Source organism: Collinsella sp. TM05-37 (assembly GCF_003436455.1).
Classification (GTDB): domain Bacteria; phylum Actinomycetota; class Coriobacteriia; order Coriobacteriales; family Coriobacteriaceae; genus Collinsella.
In genome coordinates this window covers 1525-21627 of the sequence record NZ_QSPN01000017.1, presented here as the reverse complement: position 1 = coordinate 21627, position 20103 = coordinate 1525, and the positions used below count along the sequence as shown (strand labels likewise).

15 protein-coding genes and 2 tRNA genes are annotated in these 20103 nt (G+C 61.7%); 15 read left to right on the top strand and 2 right to left on the bottom strand.

From position 1 onward, the window contains the following. Nucleotides 1–3 precede the first annotated feature (3 nt). Together DXD48_RS08400 and DXD48_RS08395 are read left to right on the top strand one after the other, a co-directional pair. On the top strand, nt 4–669 hold the full coding sequence (locus DXD48_RS08400; RefSeq protein WP_089571688.1) for a DUF4956 domain-containing protein: 666 nt from the start codon (nt 4–6) through the stop codon (nt 667–669). 204 nt (nt 670–873) lie between these two features. Next, nucleotides 874–1866 (top strand): PLP-dependent transferase, encoded by a 993-nt coding sequence (locus tag DXD48_RS08395; RefSeq protein WP_158548968.1) that lies wholly within the window; start codon nt 874–876, stop codon nt 1864–1866. A gap of 223 nt (nt 1867–2089) precedes the next feature. On the opposite strand, the gene DXD48_RS08390 is transcribed toward DXD48_RS08395, so the two are convergent. After that, nucleotides 2090–2437 (bottom strand): winged helix-turn-helix domain-containing protein, encoded by a 348-nt coding sequence (locus DXD48_RS08390; RefSeq protein ID WP_117564818.1) that lies wholly within the window; start codon nt 2435–2437, stop codon nt 2090–2092. Nucleotides 2438–2630: 193 nt separating this feature from the next. On the opposite strand from DXD48_RS08390, the gene DXD48_RS08385 reads away from it, so the two are divergent. After that, nucleotides 2631–4142, top strand: coding sequence for an IMP dehydrogenase (locus DXD48_RS08385; protein ID WP_117564817.1), 1512 nt, complete (start codon nt 2631–2633; stop codon nt 4140–4142). A gap of 259 nt (nt 4143–4401) precedes the next feature. Beyond that, complete coding sequence (gene leuS / locus DXD48_RS08380) at nt 4402–6978, top strand: leucine--tRNA ligase (protein ID WP_117564816.1); 2577 nt, start codon at nt 4402–4404, stop codon at nt 6976–6978. Between the two features lie 104 nt (nt 6979–7082). Here leuS and DXD48_RS08375 read toward each other — a convergent pair whose 3' ends face one another. Then, a complete protein-coding gene (locus DXD48_RS08375; RefSeq protein ID WP_117564815.1) occupies nt 7083–7655 on the bottom strand; it encodes a hypothetical protein in 573 nt (190 codons plus the stop codon). Between the two features lie 369 nt (nt 7656–8024). Here DXD48_RS08375 and rimP point away from each other — a divergent pair, with 369 nt between their 5' ends. From rimP to DXD48_RS08320, 11 genes are all read left to right on the top strand, one after another. Beyond that, the gene (gene rimP, locus DXD48_RS08370; RefSeq protein WP_117564814.1) at nt 8025–8519 is read left to right on the top strand and encodes a ribosome maturation factor RimP; all 495 of its coding nucleotides are present in this window, start codon (nt 8025–8027) and stop codon (nt 8517–8519) included. Between the two features lies 1 nt (nt 8520). Beyond that, nucleotides 8521–9768 (top strand): transcription termination factor NusA, encoded by a 1248-nt coding sequence (gene nusA, locus DXD48_RS08365; RefSeq protein ID WP_006234042.1) that lies wholly within the window; start codon nt 8521–8523, stop codon nt 9766–9768. A gap of 91 nt (nt 9769–9859) precedes the next feature. Next, nucleotides 9860–12574 (top strand): translation initiation factor IF-2, encoded by a 2715-nt coding sequence (gene infB / locus DXD48_RS08360; protein ID WP_117564813.1) that lies wholly within the window; start codon nt 9860–9862, stop codon nt 12572–12574. 11 nt (nt 12575–12585) lie between these two features. Beyond that, the gene (gene rbfA / locus DXD48_RS08355) at nt 12586–12996 is read left to right on the top strand and encodes a 30S ribosome-binding factor RbfA (protein ID WP_006234038.1); all 411 of its coding nucleotides are present in this window, start codon (nt 12586–12588) and stop codon (nt 12994–12996) included. Continuing rightward, nucleotides 12989–14032, top strand: a complete 1044-nt coding sequence (locus tag DXD48_RS08350) for a bifunctional oligoribonuclease/PAP phosphatase NrnA (protein WP_006234037.1) — start codon at nt 12989–12991, stop codon at nt 14030–14032. Before rbfA ends, DXD48_RS08350 begins: the two co-directional genes overlap by 8 nt. A 15-nt stretch (nt 14033–14047) precedes the next feature. Continuing rightward, the gene (gene truB / locus DXD48_RS08345) at nt 14048–14980 is read left to right on the top strand and encodes a tRNA pseudouridine(55) synthase TruB (protein ID WP_117564812.1); all 933 of its coding nucleotides are present in this window, start codon (nt 14048–14050) and stop codon (nt 14978–14980) included. Further along, nucleotides 14977–15984, top strand: coding sequence for a riboflavin biosynthesis protein RibF (ribF, locus tag DXD48_RS08340; RefSeq protein ID WP_233502386.1), 1008 nt, complete (start codon nt 14977–14979; stop codon nt 15982–15984). The genes truB and ribF overlap by 4 nt, the downstream gene beginning before the upstream one ends. Continuing rightward, nucleotides 15977–18085: a DNA primase gene (dnaG, locus tag DXD48_RS08335; protein ID WP_117564811.1), complete on the top strand. Its 2109-nt coding sequence runs from the start codon at nt 15977–15979 to the stop codon at nt 18083–18085. The genes ribF and dnaG overlap by 8 nt, the downstream gene beginning before the upstream one ends. 110 nt (nt 18086–18195) lie before the next feature. Continuing rightward, nucleotides 18196–19545, top strand: coding sequence for an RNA polymerase sigma factor RpoD (rpoD, locus tag DXD48_RS08330; protein ID WP_055286388.1), 1350 nt, complete (start codon nt 18196–18198; stop codon nt 19543–19545). A gap of 160 nt (nt 19546–19705) precedes the next feature. Beyond that, nucleotides 19706–19780, top strand: a tRNA-Asn gene (locus DXD48_RS08325). A gap of 246 nt (nt 19781–20026) precedes the next feature. After that, a tRNA-Asn gene (locus DXD48_RS08320) sits at nt 20027–20101 on the top strand. Nucleotides 20102–20103 lie beyond the last annotated feature (2 nt).

The following is a 20103-nucleotide window of genomic DNA, read 5'->3' as shown; positions in this document are numbered from 1 at the left end:
ACCATGAGCACCAGGGACTTTTTTAAGAACTCCGTCTTGGAGGCGTTTGGTCAGGTCGACCCTGCCAAGATTGGCCTGTCACTGCTCGTGGCGCTCGCCATGGGCATCCTGATCTATTACGTGTACAAGCGCTTTTTTACCGGCGTGGTGTATTCGCGCAGTTTTGCCGTAACGCTCGTTGGCATGTGCGTGCTCACCTGCATGGTCACGCTCGCGATCTCGACGAATGTGGTCATCTCGCTCGGTATGGTCGGTGCTCTGTCTATTGTCCGCTACCGCACGGCGGTCAAGGATCCGCTCGACCTGTTGTATCTGTTTTGGGCCATTACCACAGGCATTACTGCAGGCGCCGGTATGTATGCGCTCGTAGGACTCACGGCAGTGGTGATCGTGGTGATGATCGCCGGCTTTGCGAGCCACCAGGACAAGGCGCGCGTGTACATGATGGTCATCCACTACACGGGGCAGACCACCGGCGATGATATCGTTCGCGCGTTTGGACGCACCAAGTTCACCGTCAAATCCAAGACGATGCGCGGTGACAAGGTCGAGATGGCCGTCGAGGTCTTCTCGGACGGTGTGGACATGCCCTACGCCGACGCCATCCGCGCGCTCGATGGCGTGGAAGATCTAACGTTGATCCAATACAACGGCGAATATCACGGCTAATTTTGTTCCGGCGTTTTAACAAACGCCGGACCGCTCGACGCTGCGCGGACATCTGCCGGGCGATCTGCCGCTCAAACCGTCGCTCGCGTACATAAAGTACGCGTCGCTCCTCTTTCGCGGCACCTCGCCACGGCAGCTGCCCGCTCGCTGGCGTACGATCTTCATGGATGGTTTATTCGGTTCGGTTTTTGGGGACGGTGTTGCGTGGACGTGCAACAGTTAGAAGAGGACTGGGCTGTCAGGGCTGGTGCGCGTGAGGCGCGTCTTGTTGCGGCCTCGCATGTGCCGGCGGCGCTGTCGATGCTGGGGATTGTGCAGCCCGGCGATCGCTTGGTGGCCTTTGCGGACGACTTTGCCGATGCATTTGCCTGCGGCTTTGATGGCTGCGATGTTGCGCTGGTGGGGGAGCCTGCGGCTGCGGCGTTTGCTGCTGCGTCCGAAGGCTTTGATGCTTCGTTTGATGCCGAGGGGCCGCACCTGTGGTGGTTCGTCAACTCCATCGGCGGGTTTGGTCTGCGTGTGCCCGACCTTCGCGCTCTGGGCCGCGCCGCTCGTGAGCCGCATGCGCTGCTCGTGGTTGATAACACTGCGTCAGGCGTCTTTGGGTGCAACCCGCTGCGTCTGGGCGCCGTGCTTTCGCTCGAGGCACTCGACCGTGTGTGTGCCGGCGTTGCGCCGCGCAAACTCGTCGCCGCTTCGGTGGCGCGCTCGCAGCTTAAGCGCCATCGCGTGGATGCCGCCGCCGAGTGTGCGCATGCGCTTCTTGCGGATTGCGGTGCGTCTGCACTCGACCTTTCTGCTAATGAGGCTTGCATGCTGGAGCGGGGGCTGTCTTCGCTCGACGCTCGCATGCAGGCCCACTTCGATCGCGCCCGTGCGCTCGCCGAGTATCTGGCCGCCAACGAGATGGTGCGCAACGTACGCTATCCCGGGCTGAGCTCGCATCCTGACCATGTGGCTGCAACGGGAATCCTGGAGCACGGCTTTGGCCCAGCAGTAGAATTTGACCTAATCGAGCGTAGCGCGGGCGAGCTGTTCGACGCTTTGCCGGACGAATTCCGCACATCACCCGCCGGCGGCTCAACAACGCGCCTTTCGGCCCCGCGCGGTAAGCAGGGGAGCGCCATCCGCCTCTTCGCCGGCACAGACGACCCTCTGCAGGTGGCTGCCACTCTCGATAACGCCCTTCGCAAGTAGCTAATCGGGGTCTATGTCACGAAAACGGTCTATTTACTACGTTTAAGCAATAGGGGTCGACCACACCCGCCTATTTTGAAAATTACCAAGCTGTTTACCAGCGGTTTTAATTTCATAATGTCCGGTATGGTCGTGGGTATTCAACTAAACGTAGTAGATGGGCCCGTTTTGTGGCGCGAGCCTCAACCCGAGGGCGCTGTGGGCTAAAAACCGCCTAAAAGGACTACTCCGCGTTGATGCTGGCGATGAGGACGTCGGCTTTGGCGGCTATGGCCTGGTTGATGTCAGCCTGCAGCTCCTCGTACACCGCTATGGCTCGCTCGCCGGCGGGGGTGAGGGTGGATCCGCGGGCGCCGTCGCGCTCGATGAGCTTGCAGCCCAGCTGTCCTTCGGCCTCGTTCACGATGCGCCAGGCCTTGGAATACGCCATGCCCATGCTTTTGGCGGCGCGGTTGAGCGAATGCTCTCGGTCAATACCCTGCAGCAGCAAGACACAGCCGTGGCCAAACACGCCCGGCAGGTCTTTGTCGCACGCTTGAATGACCAACTTTGCCGTCGTCTTGTACTCCATGTGCTCCACGTCTCCCTGCTAAAGTGTTTGCTGGGCAAACGCAAAGCCTGCGTCAAACCCTCGTGTGCTCTTCTTAAATCATGCATTGTAGCAGTCAAAGTGCGTTAAGATACTTCCCCAGTATTGGGCGCCCAAGGTTGGGCTGGGTCCTACGAGGCCTGCAGCCGACCGGTCGCATGGAAAAAGGAGAAACATGGCTACGTTCTTTCCCGGTGAGTCCCACACGTTTTCGGAGTATCTGCTGGTCCCTGGTTACTCGTCCTCGCAGTGCATCCCCAACAACGTCTCTCTTAAGACGCCGCTAACCCGCTTTAAACGCGGTGAGAAGCCGGCAATCACCCTGAACATCCCCATGGTTTCCGCCATCATGCAGTCCGTCTCGGGCGTCGACATGGGTGTCGCGCTCGCTACCGAGGGTGGCCTGTCCTTCATTTACGGTTCCCAGGCTCCCGAGTCCGAGGCCGCTATGGTCAAGGCCGTCAAGGATCACAAGGCCGGCTTCGTTCAGTCCGATTCCACGCTGACCCCCGACATGACCATGGAGCAGGTCATCGAGCTCAAGGAGAAGACCGGTCACTCCACCATGCCGGTCACCGACGACGGCACTCCCAAGGGCAAGCTCCTGGGTATCGTCACCAGCCGTGACTATCGCCCCAGCCGCGATGACCACCAGAAGAAGGTCTCCGAGTTCATGACCCCGCGTGAGCAGCTCATCGTGGGCGATAAGAACATCAGCCTCAAGGTTGCCAACGACGTCATCTGGGACAACAAGCTCAACGCTCTGCCTATCGTTGACGACAACGATCACCTCATGGGCATCGTCTTCCGCAAGGATTACGACAGCCACAAGACCAACCCCAACGAGCTGCTCGACGGCGATAAGCGCTACATGGTCGGCGCCGGTATCAACACCCGCGACTATGCCGAGCGCGTGCCGCTGCTCATCGAGGCCGGCGCCGATGTCTTGTGCATCGACTCTTCCGAGGGCTTCAGCGAGTGGCAGAAGCGCACCATCGAGTGGATCCGCGCCAACTACGGCGAGGACGTCAAGGTCGGTGCCGGTAACGTCGTCGACGCCGAGGGCTTCCGCTTCCTGGCCGACTGCGGTGCCGACTTCATCAAGGTCGGTATCGGCGGCGGTTCCATCTGCATTACCCGCGAGACTAAGGGCATTGGCCGTGGCCAGGCCACCGCGCTGATCGACGTCTGCCGCGCTCGCGACGAGTATTACGAGGAGACCGGCGTCTACGTGCCCGTGTGCTCCGACGGCGGTATCGTCTACGACTACCACATGACGCTCGCCCTTGCCATGGGTGCCGACTTTATGATGCTGGGTCGCTACTTCGCCCGCTTTGACGAGAGCCCGACCGAGCGCGTCAACGTCAACGGCCAGTACATGAAGGAGTACTGGGGCGAGGGCTCTGCGCGTGCCCGCAACTGGCAGCGCTACGACCTGGGCGGCGCCGCGAAGCTCAGCTTCGTCGAGGGCGTTGACTCCTACGTTCCCTACGCCGGTTCCCTCAAGGACGGCGTGGGCGGCACGCTCTACAAGGTCAAGTCCACGATGTGCAACTGCGGTGCCCTCTCGATCCCCGAGCTCCAGGAAAAGGCACGCCTGACACTGGTAAGCTCGACCTCGATCGTCGAAGGCGGCGCCCACGACGTCGTAGTCAAGGACTCCCAACAGAGCGTAACGTATCGATAAGATAAGACCTGCACATAAAGGTTGAGCCTCAACCACGTTATTTAGATAAAGCGAGATGCCTGCAAGTCGCAGACATCTCGCTTGTTGTATTTGCTATCATCAGTCAAGTTAACCTTAGGGTCGGGCGGTTTAGCTTTGTTCGCTACAAGTTCCGCACGCAAAGAAGAGCACTTAATGTGCTCTTCGTCTTGCGCAGGACTGTCCGCAGTAGCGAATAAAGCTAAGCCGACCGACCCCATTAAAGATTAAAGGAGCTGATATGTGCGATTGCACAGATCATAAGGATGAGATCCCTGCCTACGACGCGCAGGCCATTGAGTCCAAGTGGATGAAGGCCTGGGAGGACTCCAACCTCTTTGCCGTCGACACCGACGCCAGCAAGCCCAAGAAGTACGTGCTCGAGATGTTCCCGTATCCGTCGGGCGACCTGCACATGGGCCACGCGCGCAACTATACCATCGGCGATGCCATGGCCCGTCAGGCCCGCATGCGCGGCTACGATGTGCTGCACCCCATCGGCTTTGACGCCTTTGGCCTGCCTGCCGAGAACGCCGCCATCAAGCACAACACGCAGGCTGCCGCCTGGACGTATAAGAACATGGACCAGGCGCTCGCCACGATGAAGCGCATGGGCTTCTCCTACGATCTGGATCGCATGGTCAAGACCTGCAGCCCCGATTATTACCGTTGGGGTCAGTGGATCTTTGAGAAGTTGTGGGAAAAGGGCCTGGTTTACCGCAAGAAGAACCCGGTCAACTGGTGCCCCACCTGCAAGACCGTTCTGGCCAACGAACAGGTCACCGAGGGCAAGTGCTGGCGCTGCGGCACCGAGCCCGAGAAGCGCGACCTGGAGCAGTGGTACTTCAAGATTACCGAGTACTCTCAGGAGCTGCTCGATGACCTGGAGAAGCTCCCCGGCTGGCCCGAGCGCGTCAAGCAGATGCAGGCCAACTGGATCGGTCGTTCCGAGGGCGCCGAGGTCGACTTTACCCTGTGCGACCAGGATGGCGAGCCCATCGAGGGCGACGAGGGTAAGATCACCGTCTTCACCACGCGAGCCGACACGCTCTTCGGTGTCTCCTTCTTTGTCCTGGCTCCCGAGTACGCGCGTCTGCACGAGCTCGTCGAGGGCACGGAGTACGAGGAGGCCGTGACCAAGATCGTCGAGGACTCCAAGCATATCTCCGCCGTCGAGCGTGCCCAGGGCACCCTCGAGAAGCACGGTGCCTTTACCGGCCGCTACGTGGTGAACCCGGTCAACGGCGAGAAGGTCCCCGTGTGGGTTGCCGACTACGTTGTTGCCGACTACGGCACCGGCGCCGTCATGGCCGTTCCCTGCGGCGACCAGCGCGACTTTGAGTTCGCACGCAAGTATGATTTGCCGATCGTGCCGATCATCCTGGACGATGACGACCGCGCAGCCGTCGAGGCCAGCGGCGAGACCATCGATACCTTCCATGCCGAGACCGTCGACTGGGATTGCGCCCACGCTGCCGAGGGCACGCTCGTCCAGTCCGGCAAGTACACCGGCATGCGCGGCGGCAAGCACTCCGAGGGCGAGGCTGCGATCGTGGCCGACCTCGAGGCCATGGGCTGCGGTCGTCGCAAGGTCGAGTTCCGTCTGCGCGATTGGCTCATTTCCCGTCAGCGCTATTGGGGCAACCCCATCCCAGCCATCCACTGCGAGCACTGCGGCATCGTCCCCGTACCCGAGGACCAGCTGCCGGTGACGCTGCCCGAGAACCTGGACCTGGGCGCCGGCGAGACCCTCGCCGAGTGCAAGGAGTTCTACGAGACCACCTGCCCGGTCTGCGGCCGCCCGGCCAAGCGCGAGACCGATACCATGGACACCTTCACTTGCTCCAGCTGGTATTACCTGCGCTATACCGACCCGCACAACACCGAGCTGCCTTTCTCCCGCGAGGCCGCCGACCGTTGGATGCCCGTCGATAACTACATCGGTGGCATCGAGCACGCCATTCTGCACCTGCTCTACAGCCGCTTCTTTACCAAGGCGCTGCGCGACCTGGGCCTGCTGAGTGTGGACGAGCCCTTCACCAACCTGCTGTGCCAGGGCATGGTCAAGGACGAGAACGGCGACACCATGTCCAAGTCCAAGGGTAATGTCGTGCCCCCGAGCTCGGTCATCGAGCCCTACGGCGCCGACACCATGCGTTTGGCGATCCTGTTTATCGCCCCGCCCGAGAAGGATTTCGACTGGGATCCCAAGGCCGTTGAGGGCGCCAACCGCTTCATCAAGCGCGCCTGGCGTATCGTTTGGCAGCTCGTCCAGTCCGGCGACGCCAACGTTGCCTTCGACAAGTCCGCGCTCGACGAGGTTGCGATGAAGCTCTATCGCGAGCGTCACCGCACCATCGCCAAGTGCACCGAGGACTTCGATCGCGGCCAGTTCAACACCGCCATCTCGGCCGTCATGGAACTCGTCAATGCCGCGAGTGCCTACCTCAATGCTACTGAGGGCGCTTCCCGTGACAAGGCGATGTGCTACGGCGTGGCTAAGGATATCGTGAGCGTCCTTGCCCCCATCTGCCCGTTCTGGGCCGACGAGCTGTGGCACGAGGCGCTCGGCTGCGAGGGCAACGTCTACACCGCCGCCTGGCCCGAGTTCGACCTGGCCGAGTCCGTTGAGGACACGGTGCAGATCGTGGTCCAGGTGCTTGGTAAGGTCCGCGGCCGCGTCGAGGTGCCCCGCAATGCCTCCAATGAGGAGATGCAGGCTGCCGCCGAGGCCGCCGTCGCCAAGTGGCTCGAGGGCAAGACGGTCGTCAAGGCCATCTGCGTGCCCGGCAAGCTGGTCAACCTGGTGGTCAAGTAAGCGCTGCGCGCATAGCTGACTCGTAAAAGACGAGGGGCGATTCCGTTGGGATCGCCCCTCGTCTTTGTTGTGTGTCCTGCTTAGTCGGTGCGTCGCACCGTCTTCTATGGGATGTGTACTAGGTCCCTAAAGTAAACGTTGCCCGTTGCCTCTTCGAACATCCAAATGTTGAGGTAGATGTCGTTGAGGTCGTTGTTCACATCAAAGTCCGGGTCGTCGAAGGTGCCAACAAAGGTGAGCGTGGCGCGCGTTTCCTCGCCTGCTGCGACCTGCTGGCGCATGCGCACATCGCGGACCACGCCGTTGACGTAGGCATAGGAGTCCACATCGCCAAACATCATGTCGACACCGGTGTTGTTGTTCACCGTAAAGATGAGCGCAGCGTCGCCATAGCCGTCGGCGTCCTTGCCCACGCAGGTAACATGGATGTTCTCGTCCGCCTCTAGGTCGATGGGGAATTGTTCTTGGGGGTCGGGGCCCAAACCCTGGGGATCGACGATGTCCTCGTCTATTTTGTCGAAGCTCACCGGGGGTTCGGTTTTTTCGATGGCTTTGGTGCTGCCAGGATCCGGTTCGCATGTTCCGGTTTTGCTGTTCGTTTTGCCGCAGCCTAAGAGGGCCAACGAGCACGTTGCGATGGCGAGCGCAGTCATGCAGAGGGTGCCTAGGCGTTTCATAGGTGCCTCCTTGCCGTAGAGGATTTGGAAAGGTTCGTCGTTGCGCGACTTGCTGGCCGGCTTGTTGCGGAATGTCCCTTAGCGTAAGTCTGATCGATAAGGGCTCGGGGAGGAATGCCCTTGGGGTCCGAACAGACCTGTGGATTGGGACGCATGGCCCGTTTTGGGACTGTTGAGGGTGCGCCGCATGGGGCTCCTCGGCCAATTGTCCTATTCTTGTGGAGAACCTGTGCGCACGCTGACCTGCAGATTCGTACGGTGCTTGCACGTTTCCGCAGCTATTGGTATAGTTTGCTTGCAAATGAAGTTGTAATTGAAAGAAGTGGGGTTTCGGCCCCGCTTCTTTTTTGTATGGATGGAGGTGCCGCAATGGTCAAGACCAAGACCGAGCAGGCGATCATCGACGCGCTCGAGGCCGTCGCTCCCCAGCACGATGTCGACATCGTCGACGTCGAGCTCGTGGGCGCCACCAAGGCCCCCTGCGTGCGCGTGCGTATCGAGGGTGCTGAGGGTCAGAGCCTGTCGCTCAACGACGTCACGGCCAACACCAAATGGGTCGGCGATGTAATCGAGGAGCTCGACCCCATCTCTTCGAGCTATACACTCGAGGTGTCGAGCCCGGGCATGGCGCGCCCGCTGCGCCGTCCGCGCGACTTTGCCCGCTTTGTGGGCGAGAATTGTGAGCTCACCTCCACCGCCACCGAGGGCCGTCGCAAGTACGCCGGCAAGATTGCCGCTGCGACCGAGACCGACGTGACCCTCGAGCTCGAGGACGGCGAGTCCGTCACCCTCGATTTCTCTGATGTTAAAAAGTGCAAGTTGAAGCCCACCTATGACTTCAAGCCCGCGAAGGAAGGAAAGTAAGATGGCAGCATCCGACATGATGTCCGCCCTGATGGAGCTTTGCCAGGAGAAGCACATCGACCAGCTCTACCTGATCGACCGCCTGGAGCAGTCGCTCGCCAAGAGCTATGCCGAGATCCTGCATCTTGAGTGGGGCGCCAAGGTGACCATCGACCGCACCACCGGCAAGATCTACGTCTACCGCCTGGAGCCGATCGACGATTCCATGGACGAGGAGGGCAACTTCACCGAGTTCGAGGAGATCGACGTCACCCCCAAGAACACGAGCCGCATCGCTGCCCAGCACGCCAAGGCCGAGATCAACGCCATCGTGCGCAACTCCGCCCGCGAGCAGATCTACGAGGAGTTCTCCGGCCGCATCGGTGACCTCATCAGCGGTACCGTGCTGCAATCCACGCCCGACTTCACGATCGTCAAGATTCGCGAGGGCGTCGAGGCCGAGCTGCCGCACTTCGATCAGCGCCGTTACGAGAACGAGCGCAACGAGCGCCCGATGGGCGAGCGTTACCTGCACAACCAGCACATCAAGGCCGTGATCATCGACGTTCGCGACCCCAACTCCAACCTGCAGCCGGTTCGTGGCGAGCACAGCCGTCCACCGATTGTCATCTCCCGTACCCACCCCGAGCTCATGCGTCGTCTGTTTGAGCAGGAGGTGCCCGAGATCTATGAGGGCACCGTCCAGATCAAGTCGATCGCCCGCGAGCCCGGCCAGCGTTCCAAGGTCGCCGTCCACTCGCTCGACGACCGTCTGGATCCCGTGGGCGCCTGCGTCGGCCCCAAGGGCAGCCGTGTTCGCGCTGTCGTGGGCGAGCTCCGTGGCGAGCGCGTCGACGTCATCCTGTGGGATGCCGATCCTGCCGTCTACGTTGCCAACGCCCTGTCGCCTGCCAAGGTCACCCGCGTCCTCATCGACGAGGAGAAGGCCTACGCCGGCGTCATCGTGCCCGATGACCAGCTGTCCCTCGCCATCGGCAAGGAGGGCCAGAACGCCCGCCTCGCTGCGCGCCTGACCGGCTGGCACATCGACATCAAGTCCGAGACGCTTGCCGCCGACATCCTCAAGAACGTTCCCGTTCACGAGGAGCCCGCCGCCGACCTGATCGGTGACGAGGAGGACGAGGACGTCCGTCGCTGCGAGTACGTGTCCGAGGACGGCATCCAGTGCCGCAACCAGGCCCGTCCCGGCTCCCGTTTCTGCGGTGTCCACGACACCGACGCCTTCGATGATGCGGAGGACCTGATCTAGCGCGCGGTCGCGCCGGGCAGGTCCCGGCGCATCTCCCACGCTCGTTCAGTCTCTAGGCACCCAAGGTGCCAGAAAGGGTAGGTGAAGTCATATGGCAAAAGTCCGTGTGTCCACCCTGGCCAAAGAGTTCGGCATGACCTCTAAGGAACTGATGGGTCATCTCGCCGATATGAAGATTCCCGCTAAGTCCGCTTCCTCCACCTTGGAGGATGCCTACGTTGCCATGGTCCGCAAGCAGCTCGCCTCGGTGATCGAGGCCCGCGCTCAGGAAGTCGAGGCCGCCAAGCAGGCCGAGGAGCAGGCAGCTGCCGCCGAGGAGGCCGCCCGCGCCGCCGAGGCCGAGCGCGAGCGCATCGCCGCCGAGAAGGCACGCGAGGAGGAGCGCCGCCAGTTTGCCGCAGCCCAGGCTGCCGAGGAGGCCGCCCGCGCCGAGGCCGAGGCCAAGAAGAAGGCCGAGCAGGAGCGCCTTGCTCGCGAGAAGGAGGAGGCTGCCCGCGAGGCCCAGCGCCGCGCCGTTCCCGCTTCCGATTCCGGTTCGCGCTTCCGTTCGCTGCTCGACCAGATCGCCGCACAGGAGACCGTGCTCAAGGAGAAGAAGGACGCCGAGGACAAGGCCAAGGCCGAGCGCGCCGCCGAGCGTGGTAACCGTCGTGGCGGCAACAACGACCGCCGCGGTGGCCGTCGTAACGATCGCAGTGCTTCCGACAACAACTCCGAGCGCAACGCCTCCGAGAGCCGTCCGCACAGCCATCGCACCAACGCCAGCAACAATGTCGCTGCTGGCATGGACTTCCCCAACCCCGATAAGCAGGGCAAGGGCAAGAAGCGCAAGGGCGGTCACAACAATGAAGAGGACCACTATAGCCGCATGGCTCGCGAGGCCGAGGAGTACAGCCGCGAGAAGGTGCTCGAGGAGGCTCGTGCTGCCGTCGAGGAGGCCTCTCGCGAGTCCACCGGTCGCCGCAAGAAGCGCAAGGAGAAGCGCGAGCGCGAGGCTGCCAAGGCTCAGGAGGAGCGCAAGATAGAGGAGGCGCTGGCCCAGGGCGTGAACCCCGAGGAGCTCGATGCCATCAAGGTCTCCCAGGGCGTTACCGTCCAGGAGCTCGCCGAGGCCCTCGACGTTCCGGCCAACGACATCATCAAGCGCCTGTTCCTGCTGGGTACGCCGCTCACCATGACGCAGTCCATGTCCGACGACCTCGTCGAGCTCGTTGCCGACGACCTGGGCCGTCAGATCAAGATCATCACCCCCGAGGAGGAGAACACCTTCTCGTTCTACGACGATCCCGCCGACCTTAAACCGCGCGCCCCGGTCGTCACCGTCATGGGCCACGTCGACCACGGCAAGACGAGCCTCCTCGACGCCATCCGTCACACCGGTGTCGCTGCCGGCGAGGCGGGCGGCATTACCCAGGCAATCGGCGCTTCGCAGGTTATGATCAACGACCGCAAGATCACCTTCATCGATACCCCGGGTCACGCCACCTTTACGGCCATGCGTGCCCGTGGTGCCAAGGTGACCGATATCGTCATTCTAATCGTGGCTGCCGACGACGGCGTCATGCCCCAGACTGTCGAGTCGATTAACCACGCCAAGGCCGCCGGCGTACCCATCGTCGTCGCCGTCAACAAGATCGATAAGCCGGGTGCCAACCCCGACCGCGTGCGCCAGGAGCTCACCGAGTACGGTGTCATCCCCGAGGAGTGGGGCGGACAGAACATGTTCGTCAACATCTCGGCGAAGCAGAAGATTGGTATCGACGACCTTCTGGAGACTGTGCTGCTCCAGGCAGATGTGCTCGAGCTCAAGGCCAACCCGGACACCTTTGCCTCCGGCAACGTCCTCGAGGCCAAGCTCGACAAGGGCCGCGGCTCGGTCGCTACCGTGCTCGTGACCCGCGGTACCTTGCACGTGGGCGATACGCTGGTCGCCGGCCTTACCTACGGCCGCGTCCGTGCTATGCTCGACCCCAAGGGTCGCGCCGTCACCGAGGCCGGTCCCTCCGACGCCGTCGAGATCCTGGGCCTGCAGTCCGTGCCCAACGCCGGTGACGAGTTCCGCGTGTTCGAGGACGAGCGCGAGGCTCGCGCCCTCGCCGACGAGCGTTCGCTCAAGGCCCGTATCGAGGAGCAGAGCCGCGTCAAGCACGTCACGCTCGAGAACCTCTTCGAGACCATTGCCGACGCCGAGGTCAAGGAGCTCAACCTGATCATCAAGGCCGACGTCCAGGGTTCCATCGAGGCCCTTCAGGATTCGCTCGACAAGATGGATCAGTCCGAGGTCCGCATCAACACGATCCACTCCGCCGTTGGTGCCATCAACGAGACCGACGTCGTCCTGGCCGACGCCTCCAACGCCATCATCATCGGCTTTGGCGTCCGTCCCGACGGTAAGGCCCGCTCCGCCGCCGAGCGTGAGGGCGTCGAGATCCGTTGCTACGACGTCATCTACAAGTGCCTCGAGGAACTCGACGCTGCCCGTATCGGCATGCTTAAGCCCACCGAGGTCGAGGTCTCCACGGGTACCGCGACCGTCCTGGACACCTTCAAGGTGCCCAAAGTCGGTATCGCCGCCGGTGTCCGTGTCGAAGAGGGCGAGATCGCCGCGACCGATTCCGTGCGTCTGGTGCGCGACGGCATCGTGGTCTTCAACGGCAAGATCGCCTCGATGCGCCACTACAAGGACGAGGCCAAGAGCCTCAAGAGCGGTTCCGAGGGCGGCATTGGCCTGGAGAACTTCCAGGACATCAAGCCCGGCGACCAGATCGAGGGTTACCGCATCGACCAGGTTGCCCGTACCGAGTAGGGGGTAGCGCTATGAAGCAAACGCAGGCAACCCGCCGTCTGGGCGAGCAGCTTCGCGAGAAGCTTGGTTATATCCTGCTCTTTGAGGTTTCCGATCCGCGTCTCGACCTGGTTACTTTGACCGCGGTCGAGGTCGCGGTGGACCGTTCGTTTGCGCGTGTGTACGTGTCGTGCGATGCGAGCCGCTACGACGAGGTCATGGAGGCGCTCGCAAGCGCCAAGGGCCGTATTCGCAGCCTGTTGGCTCGCTCGCTCGATTGGCGTGTCACGCCCGAGCTCGATTTTCGCATCGATCGTTCGACCGATGAGGCCGAGCGCATCACGCGTGCGCTGGAAAACGTTCCCGCCACGCTTGCGATCGAAAAGGACGAGGACGGCTATCCGATAGCGGATGCCGCCCAGGAGGCAGCTTTAGATGACTAATTCCGCCGACCTCGCCTCGTGCGAGTCTGCAGATATTCAGCGACGCATCCTCGAGCTCATCGAGGGTGCGTCCTCCATTGCGATTTCGGGACATACTTCTCCCGATGGCGATGCCTTGGGCTCCGTGTTGGGTCTGGGCCTTTCGCTCATGAAGTTTTTCCCCAACAAGGACATTGCGCTGCTGCTGGCAGACGATGATCCGGTTCCGCGCATCTACCGCTTTATGGAAGGCTCCGATCGCCTGGTACCGGCATCTGCGTATACCGGCAATCCGGACCTGTTCATCTCGGTGGACGTGCCGGTCGTCGAGCGTCTCAATAATTCCGCCGAGGTGCTTCGTCGCTCCAAGCATGTGGTGTGCTTCGATCACCATCCGGCGCGCGAGGAGTTTGCCGAGCTCAGCCTGAGGCGCGTCGAAGCTGCAGCCTGCGCCATGATCATCGACCGCTTCTTGGACAATTGCGGCATTGTCGCACGTGATGGCGTTGCAACCTGCCTGCTGTGTGGCTTGGTTACCGATACCGGCCGTTTTCAGTACCAAAACGCCGACGCCGCCGCGTTCCATGCAGCCTCGCGTCTGGTTGCCCACGGTGCCGATCCGGCGCGTGTGGCACTCGAGGTCTACCAGAGCATGCGCGTTGAGTTTTTGCACCTCAAGTCCATCGTTATGGGCCGCATTAAGACGGTGGCCCACGGGCGCGTCGCGTATAGCTACGCGTACCAGAGTGACCTTGAGGCGTGCGGTGTCACCTCGGATGAGTGCGACGGTCTGGTTGACGTGGTGCGCTCGGTGATGGGCGTCGAGGTCTGCCTGTTCCTGAAGGGCATTGAGGGCGATACCAAGGTGCGCGGCAACCTGCGCTCCAAGGGTGATCTCAACGTGTCCGAGATCGCTGCTGCCTTTGGCGGAGGCGGACATTCTGCTGCCGCCGGTTTCTCCAACAACGGAACGATTCTCGAGACGCTCACCGTGGCACTTCCCATGCTGGCCGAACTGGTAGGGGAGGATCCCGCTTCGGTGACCGTCGAGCTTTAACTTTTTGGATGGTACATGGCTCGTCGTACGCCTTCTCAACTGAATATGCTGCTCGCCGTCGATAAGCCGGTGGGCTGCACGTCCCACGATGTGGTTTCGCAATGCCGGCGCGCCCTCCATGAGCGACGCGTCGGCCATGCCGGCACGCTCGACCCCATGGCATCGGGTGTCATGGTGGTGGGTGTGGGCCAGGCCACCCGTCTGCTGGGCATGCTCACGCTCGATACCAAAAGCTATGTCGCCGACATCTCGTTTGGCGCCGAGACCAATACCGATGATGCGGAGGGCGAGGCGGTCCGCACGGTGGCTGTTGCCAACGAGCTCCGCGATCCTGCCTATGCCCGTGAGCGCCTGGCCGCTATGCTGGGTCCGCAGATGCAGGTGCCGCCGGCGTTTTCGGCTATCTCGGTCAATGGCGTTCGCGCCTACAAGTCTGCTCGCGAGGGCAATGCGGTGGACCTACCTCCGCGCCCCGTCGAGGTCTATGCCGCCGACCTGATCGCCGTGGGAGGCGAAGGTGATACGTGTGTGTGGACCGTGGCGTTCTCGGTGAGCAAGGGTACCTATATCCGTGCGCTCGCTCGCGATTTGGGCCGCGCCTGCGAGAGCGCCGCGCACATTTCCGCGCTGCGCCGCACGGCCTCCGGTGTTGTTTCCATTGGCGCTTGTCATGCGGTCGAGGAGCTTTCTCCCGAGTCCGCGGCTGGCTTTGCCCTGGATCCCATTGCGGCCCTGGGCGCCACGCGTGTTGACTTGCCGGGCAATCTTGCCGACGACCTGCTCTGCGGCCGACGCATTCCCGTTGAGCGTGCGCTTGCCGATTTTGATGCCTCGAAGGCGCCGTTTGCGTTGGTGCTCGATGGGGGACTCAAGGCGCTCGCCCGCATCGAGGGTGGCCGCTTTGTCATGGAGCATGTCTTTCCGCAGGCCATCGGCGGTGTTCGATGATGTTGTCCGCTCACGAGCTCGCGCGTATTTTTTTCGCGGGCGAGTCGGACGAGGCTCACATCGTTACTGCCGATGCGTTTGATAAGTGTGAGCACCTGGGTGCTGCCTCGATCGCCGTTGGCGTGTTCGATGGCGTGCACCGTGGACACCAGGAGCTCATTGCGGCGCTTGTCCGTGACGCCCGTGCCCATGGCTGTAAGGCGGTCGTGGTCACTTTCGATCCCGATCCGGACGTTGTGGTGAGTCCTTCGCCCGCTCAAAAATTGATGACGACGTCCGACCGTCTACATGCCTTGGCTCAGACCGGGGTCGATGCGGTGGTGGCCGTTCCCTTTACGCCTGAGGTTGCGGCACTCGACCATGTCGGTTTTCTCGCACTGCTGTCACGCGTGGTCGACATTCGTTCGATTCGCGTTGGCAGCGACTTTAGGCTGGGTCGTGGCGGTGCTTCTGGTGTTGACGAGATGCGCACCTGGGGTGCCAAGCGCGGCGTTGACGTATACGGGCACGACCTGCTTTGCGAGGGCGGTGAGGCCATTTGCGCCACCCGCATTCGTCATGAGCTGGGACAGGGCCATGTGGAGCTTGCTGCTGAGTTACTCGGCCGCCCGTATATGGTGCGCGGCGGTGTTATTCGCGGCCGTCACGAGGGTTCTGGCATGGGCTTTCCCACGGCAAACCTACATGTTCCCGACGGCATTCAGGTGCCTGCCGATGGCGTGTATGAGGGCCTGGTGCTGGTCAACGACATCGTGTGGCCCGCTGCCGTCAACGTCGGACTGCCGCCGACGTATGCCGACGATGCGGCTTCTGCGCATCTCGAGGCTAACTTAATTGGTTATACGGGCGACCTGTACGGCGCTTCCGTTTCGCTGGCGTTTACGCGCTGGCTGCGTCCGTCGCGCGTGTTCGATTCGCTGGATGAGTTGATTGCGACCGTCGAGGGTAACATCGAGGACATTCGTCACAACTTGGGTGAGCAGGGGGTGGGCATCCGTGATTAGCGATGAGGAAAAAGACCAGGTACGCGCTGCGTCCGACCTAGTTGCTATCGTGCAGGAAACGGTTGAGCTCAAGCCCCGCGGCCATGAGTTTTGGGGCTGCTGCCCCTTTCATGGCGAAAAGACTCCGTCCTTCCACATTATTCCCGCCACGCAGGTGTGGCATTGCTTTGGCTGCGGCGAGGGTGGCGACGTCTTCACCTATATCATGAAGCGCGAGAACCTGAGCTTTCCCGAGTCAATCCGTTATTTGGCCGATCGCGCGGGTATTGAGCTGCACGACACCGGAGATCGCCGCGAGCGCGGTACCAAGCGTGCCCGCATCTACGATCTGTGTGCCGAGACCGCCCAGTTCTTCCACACCATGCTTATGCGCGGTAAGGATGGCCGTCCACGTGAGTACTTTGCCAGCCGCGGCATGGGTGGCGACGTCTGCCGCCGCTACTGCCTGGGCTTTGCGCCGGGTCGTAATATGCTGGTGGCTCATCTGTCGCAGGCGGGCTTTACTCCGCAGGAGATGATCGACGCCAACGTTGCCGTGAGTCGAGGGCGCGGGCAGCTTGCCGACCGCTTCTACGACCGCGTGATGTTCCCCATCTTTGACGAGCAGGGTCACAACATCGCCTTTGGCGGTCGCATCATGGGTGACGGCCAACCCAAGTACCTCAACACCGCCGAGACGAGCGTGTTCCATAAAAAGCGAAACCTCTATGGCTTTAACTGGGCCAAGGAGTTTATCGTCGCGCAGGATACGGCCATCGTGGTGGAGGGCTATACCGATTGCATCGCCTGCTGGGAGGCGGGGATCAAAAACGTTGTCGCCACGCTGGGCACCGCGCTCACGGAGCATCACGTCAAGACGCTCACCCGCTTTGCCAAGCGTATCGTGTATATGTTCGATGGCGATGCCGCGGGCCAGAAGGCCGCCCGTCGCGCGATTCAATTTATCGAGCAGGATTCGATGGACCTGCGCTGCGTGGTGCTGCCCGACGGCAACGACCCCATGGAGTTCATCACAGCGCATGGTGGACAGGAGCTTCAGGCGCGCATCGACGCTGCCGAGCCGCTCATGGACTTTGTCTACCGTTCGCTGCAGGAGTCGAGTGACATCACCACGCCGGGCGGTCGTGCCAAGGCGCTGGAAGATGCGCTGACGCTTATCTATCCGCTGCGCGATAGCTATATGATCGACACATACTTTATTCAGATTGCCGATCTGCTGGGTTTGGATCTGGAGACGGTTCGCGCGAGTTCGGGTCGCGTGTTTCGCGATGTCGCCAAGCGCGAAGATGCGGAACGACGTCGTGAGCAGAACTATGAACGCCAGCGGGCGCAAGCCGAGCGCTCTGGTAGCGCGGGCGGTCGGACGTCTGGTTCGCAGGGGGCATCTCGCGGTGCTTGGGCATCGGGCGCGACGCCGCCGGTGTCCGCGCCGGTCGAAGAAGAGCCGTATGACTACGTCCCGCTCGATGCCTACGGTGCCGCGCCCGTGGAGGTCGTCGACGACCTGCCGCCGATCGATGTGCCTGATGGTATGGGTGCTGTGCCTGTGACTGATGGTTCGGGCGCTCCGGCTGCGGCGGCGCCGATGGTTCTTACTGATCTTGAGCGCAAGTCCTTGGCAGGGGAGCGCGAGCTGTTGACGATGCTCACGAGCTACCCCGACCTGTTCCGCACGTATGCCGACCGCATCTGCTCTATCGAGTGGGTTGACCCACGTCACGAGTCCATCGCATGGGCCGTTCTGGCAACGCCGCCGGGAACCGATCCTGCAGCCTGCATGGATGCGGCGCGCTCGGTCTGTCCCGAGGCGGCAACGCTTGTGAGTGCCGGGCGCATCTCCGCGACGAGCAAGCACCCCACCGAGACGAACATCGTGTTCATGCTCGATACGCTCGAGCTCTACACCATCAAGCGCCGCATGCGTGCCGCACAGGCCAAGCTGCGCCAGGACCGTTCGCTCGATGATGAGGCCCGTCGCGCGCTGACCGTGCAGGCCGCGCAGGATTCGCAGCGTCAGCGCGAGCTGCAAAAGTCTATCGGCGGCGTGGCGGACCCGTTCCGTTTGATCGGTCTGGAGGCCGCAGGCACCGAACAGGCCTAGATGTTGTGGTCAACCAGCGTATTCTCGCCTATATCCAGCCCTCTTTTTGGGTATAGACGCCTATGTGTGTGCTAAAGTATTGAGTCCTGTGGACTATGAAGGGAGAATCTGTGCCAAAAAAGACTGAGAGCACGGGTACTGGGCTGGAATCCTACGTTGCAAAGCTCATGGGCAACGGCTCAAACAGGACTTCGGTAACCGAGGACGAGATTCAGGTCGCCCTGAAGGATATCGATGTTTCTGACGAGCAGCTCACCGCGGTGTATTCCGCGCTGCGCAACAGCGGCATCCAGATTATCTCCGCGAGCGGAAACGACGACGCCCCCATGGACGTCGACGATGACGATAACGATACCGATACTGACGATTTCGATGACGACGACGAGCACGATTCCGGCTCGCTCGACGATCACGAGCTCAAGATGGCCCGTCAGGCCGACGCCGAGATGGGTTCTTCCAAGAGCAAGAAGAAGCGCACCGTGCGCACGTCCCGTTCACGCTCCCGCGTGCGTGGCATCGATGCCTCCACGGTGATGCTGACCGGCGATCCGGTTCGTATGTACCTCAAGGAGATCGGCAAGGTCGACCTGCTGACCGCCTCCGAAGAGGTCGATTTGGCTATGAAGATCGAGGCCGGTCTCGAGGCCACCGAGAAGCTCGAGGCTGCCGATGCCGGCGAGCTCGAGCTCACGCGTGCCGAGATGCGTCGTCTTACGCGCATTGAGAACGTGGGCCTCGAAGCCAAGCAGGCACTCATCAGCGCAAACCTGCGTCTGGTCGTCTCCATCGCCAAACGCTATGTCGGCCGCGGCATGCTGTTCCTTGACCTGATCCAGGAGGGCAACCTCGGTCTGATCCGCGCTGTTGAGAAGTTCGACTACCAGAAGGGCTTTAAGTTCTCCACGTACGCCACGTGGTGGATCCGTCAGGCCATTACGCGCGCCATTGCCGATCAGGCCCGTACCATCCGTATTCCCGTGCATATGGTCGAGACCATCAACAAGCTCGTCCGCGTGCAGCGCCAGCTCCTTCAGGACCTGGGTCGCGACCCGACCCCTGAGGAGATCGGTGCCGAGATGGACATGAGCGCCGACCGCGTCCGCGAGATCCAGAAAATTTCGCAGGAGCCCGTGTCGCTCGAGACCCCCATCGGCGAGGAAGAGGATTCCCAGCTGGGCGACTTCATCGAGGACTCCCAGGCTATCGTTCCGCCCGATGCCGCCAGCTTCTCCATGCTGCAGGAGCAGCTCACCCAGGTGCTCGACTCGCTTGCCGATCGTGAGCGCAAGGTTATCGAGCTGCGCTTTGGCCTTGTCGACGGGCATCCCCGCACGCTCGAGGAAGTCGGCCGCGAGTTTGGCGTCACGCGCGAGCGTATCCGCCAGATCGAGTCCAAGACCTTGGCCAAGCTCCGCCACCCGAGCCGCAGCAGCAAGCTCAAAGACTATATCGAAAGCTAGTCAAGCAAGAAGCGCCCTCAAGCACATCCGCTTGGGGGCGCTTTCATGTGGTCATTGGGGACGTCCTCAATGACTAGGTCGGAAAAAATCTCAAAAAAGTTCTTGCCCTAAGCTGATTCGTCCGTATAATAAACTTCGTTGCTTGAGAGCACGCACCTATTCCTCGGTAGCTCAATGGTAGAGCACGCGGCTGTTAACCGCGCTGTTGTAGGTTCGAGTCCTACCCGGGGAGCCAGGTTGTAAAACCCGTCGCTTATGCGGCGGGTTTTTTCATGCCGCGACCACTTGACTCGAACGTTGCCATATCAACATTTCGTGTCGAGGATGTAATCCCGCGACCCACCACCTCAACAGGTACCGTCAAGATTCTTTCGCAAATTGATCGAGGCGGCCTCGGCCCTGCTGTTAACCGCGCTGTTGTAGGTTCGAGTCCTACCCGGGGAGCCAGAATTTCTCAGCCCATTCCGCTGGGCTTTTAAATTCCTCGGTAGCTCAATGGTAGAGCACGCGGCTGTTAACCGCGCTGTTGTAGGTTCGAGTCCTACCCGGGGAGCCAGG

Excerpts from the sequence above, each read along its gene's own strand:
- DXD48_RS08385 (WP_117564817.1), top strand. The coding sequence starts at position 2,631 with ATGGCTACGTTCTTTCCCGGTGAGTCCCACACGTTTTCGGAGTATCTG.
- rimP (WP_117564814.1), top strand. The coding sequence starts at position 8,025 with ATGGTCAAGACCAAGACCGAGCAGGCGATCATCGACGCGCTCGAGGCC.
- DXD48_RS08400 (WP_089571688.1), top strand. The coding sequence starts at position 4 with ATGAGCACCAGGGACTTTTTTAAGAACTCCGTCTTGGAGGCGTTTGGT.
- DXD48_RS08350 (WP_006234037.1), top strand. The coding sequence starts at position 12,989 with ATGACTAATTCCGCCGACCTCGCCTCGTGCGAGTCTGCAGATATTCAG.
- truB (WP_117564812.1), top strand. The coding sequence starts at position 14,048 with ATGGCTCGTCGTACGCCTTCTCAACTGAATATGCTGCTCGCCGTCGAT.
- DXD48_RS08390 (WP_117564818.1), bottom strand. The coding sequence starts at position 2,437 with ATGGAGTACAAGACGACGGCAAAGTTGGTCATTCAAGCGTGCGACAAA.
- ribF (WP_233502386.1), top strand. The coding sequence starts at position 14,977 with ATGATGTTGTCCGCTCACGAGCTCGCGCGTATTTTTTTCGCGGGCGAG.
- infB (WP_117564813.1), top strand. The coding sequence starts at position 9,860 with ATGGCAAAAGTCCGTGTGTCCACCCTGGCCAAAGAGTTCGGCATGACC.
- leuS (WP_117564816.1), top strand. The coding sequence starts at position 4,402 with ATGTGCGATTGCACAGATCATAAGGATGAGATCCCTGCCTACGACGCG.
- rbfA (WP_006234038.1), top strand. The coding sequence starts at position 12,586 with ATGAAGCAAACGCAGGCAACCCGCCGTCTGGGCGAGCAGCTTCGCGAG.
- DXD48_RS08375 (WP_117564815.1), bottom strand. The coding sequence starts at position 7,655 with ATGAAACGCCTAGGCACCCTCTGCATGACTGCGCTCGCCATCGCAACG.
- nusA (WP_006234042.1), top strand. The coding sequence starts at position 8,521 with ATGGCAGCATCCGACATGATGTCCGCCCTGATGGAGCTTTGCCAGGAG.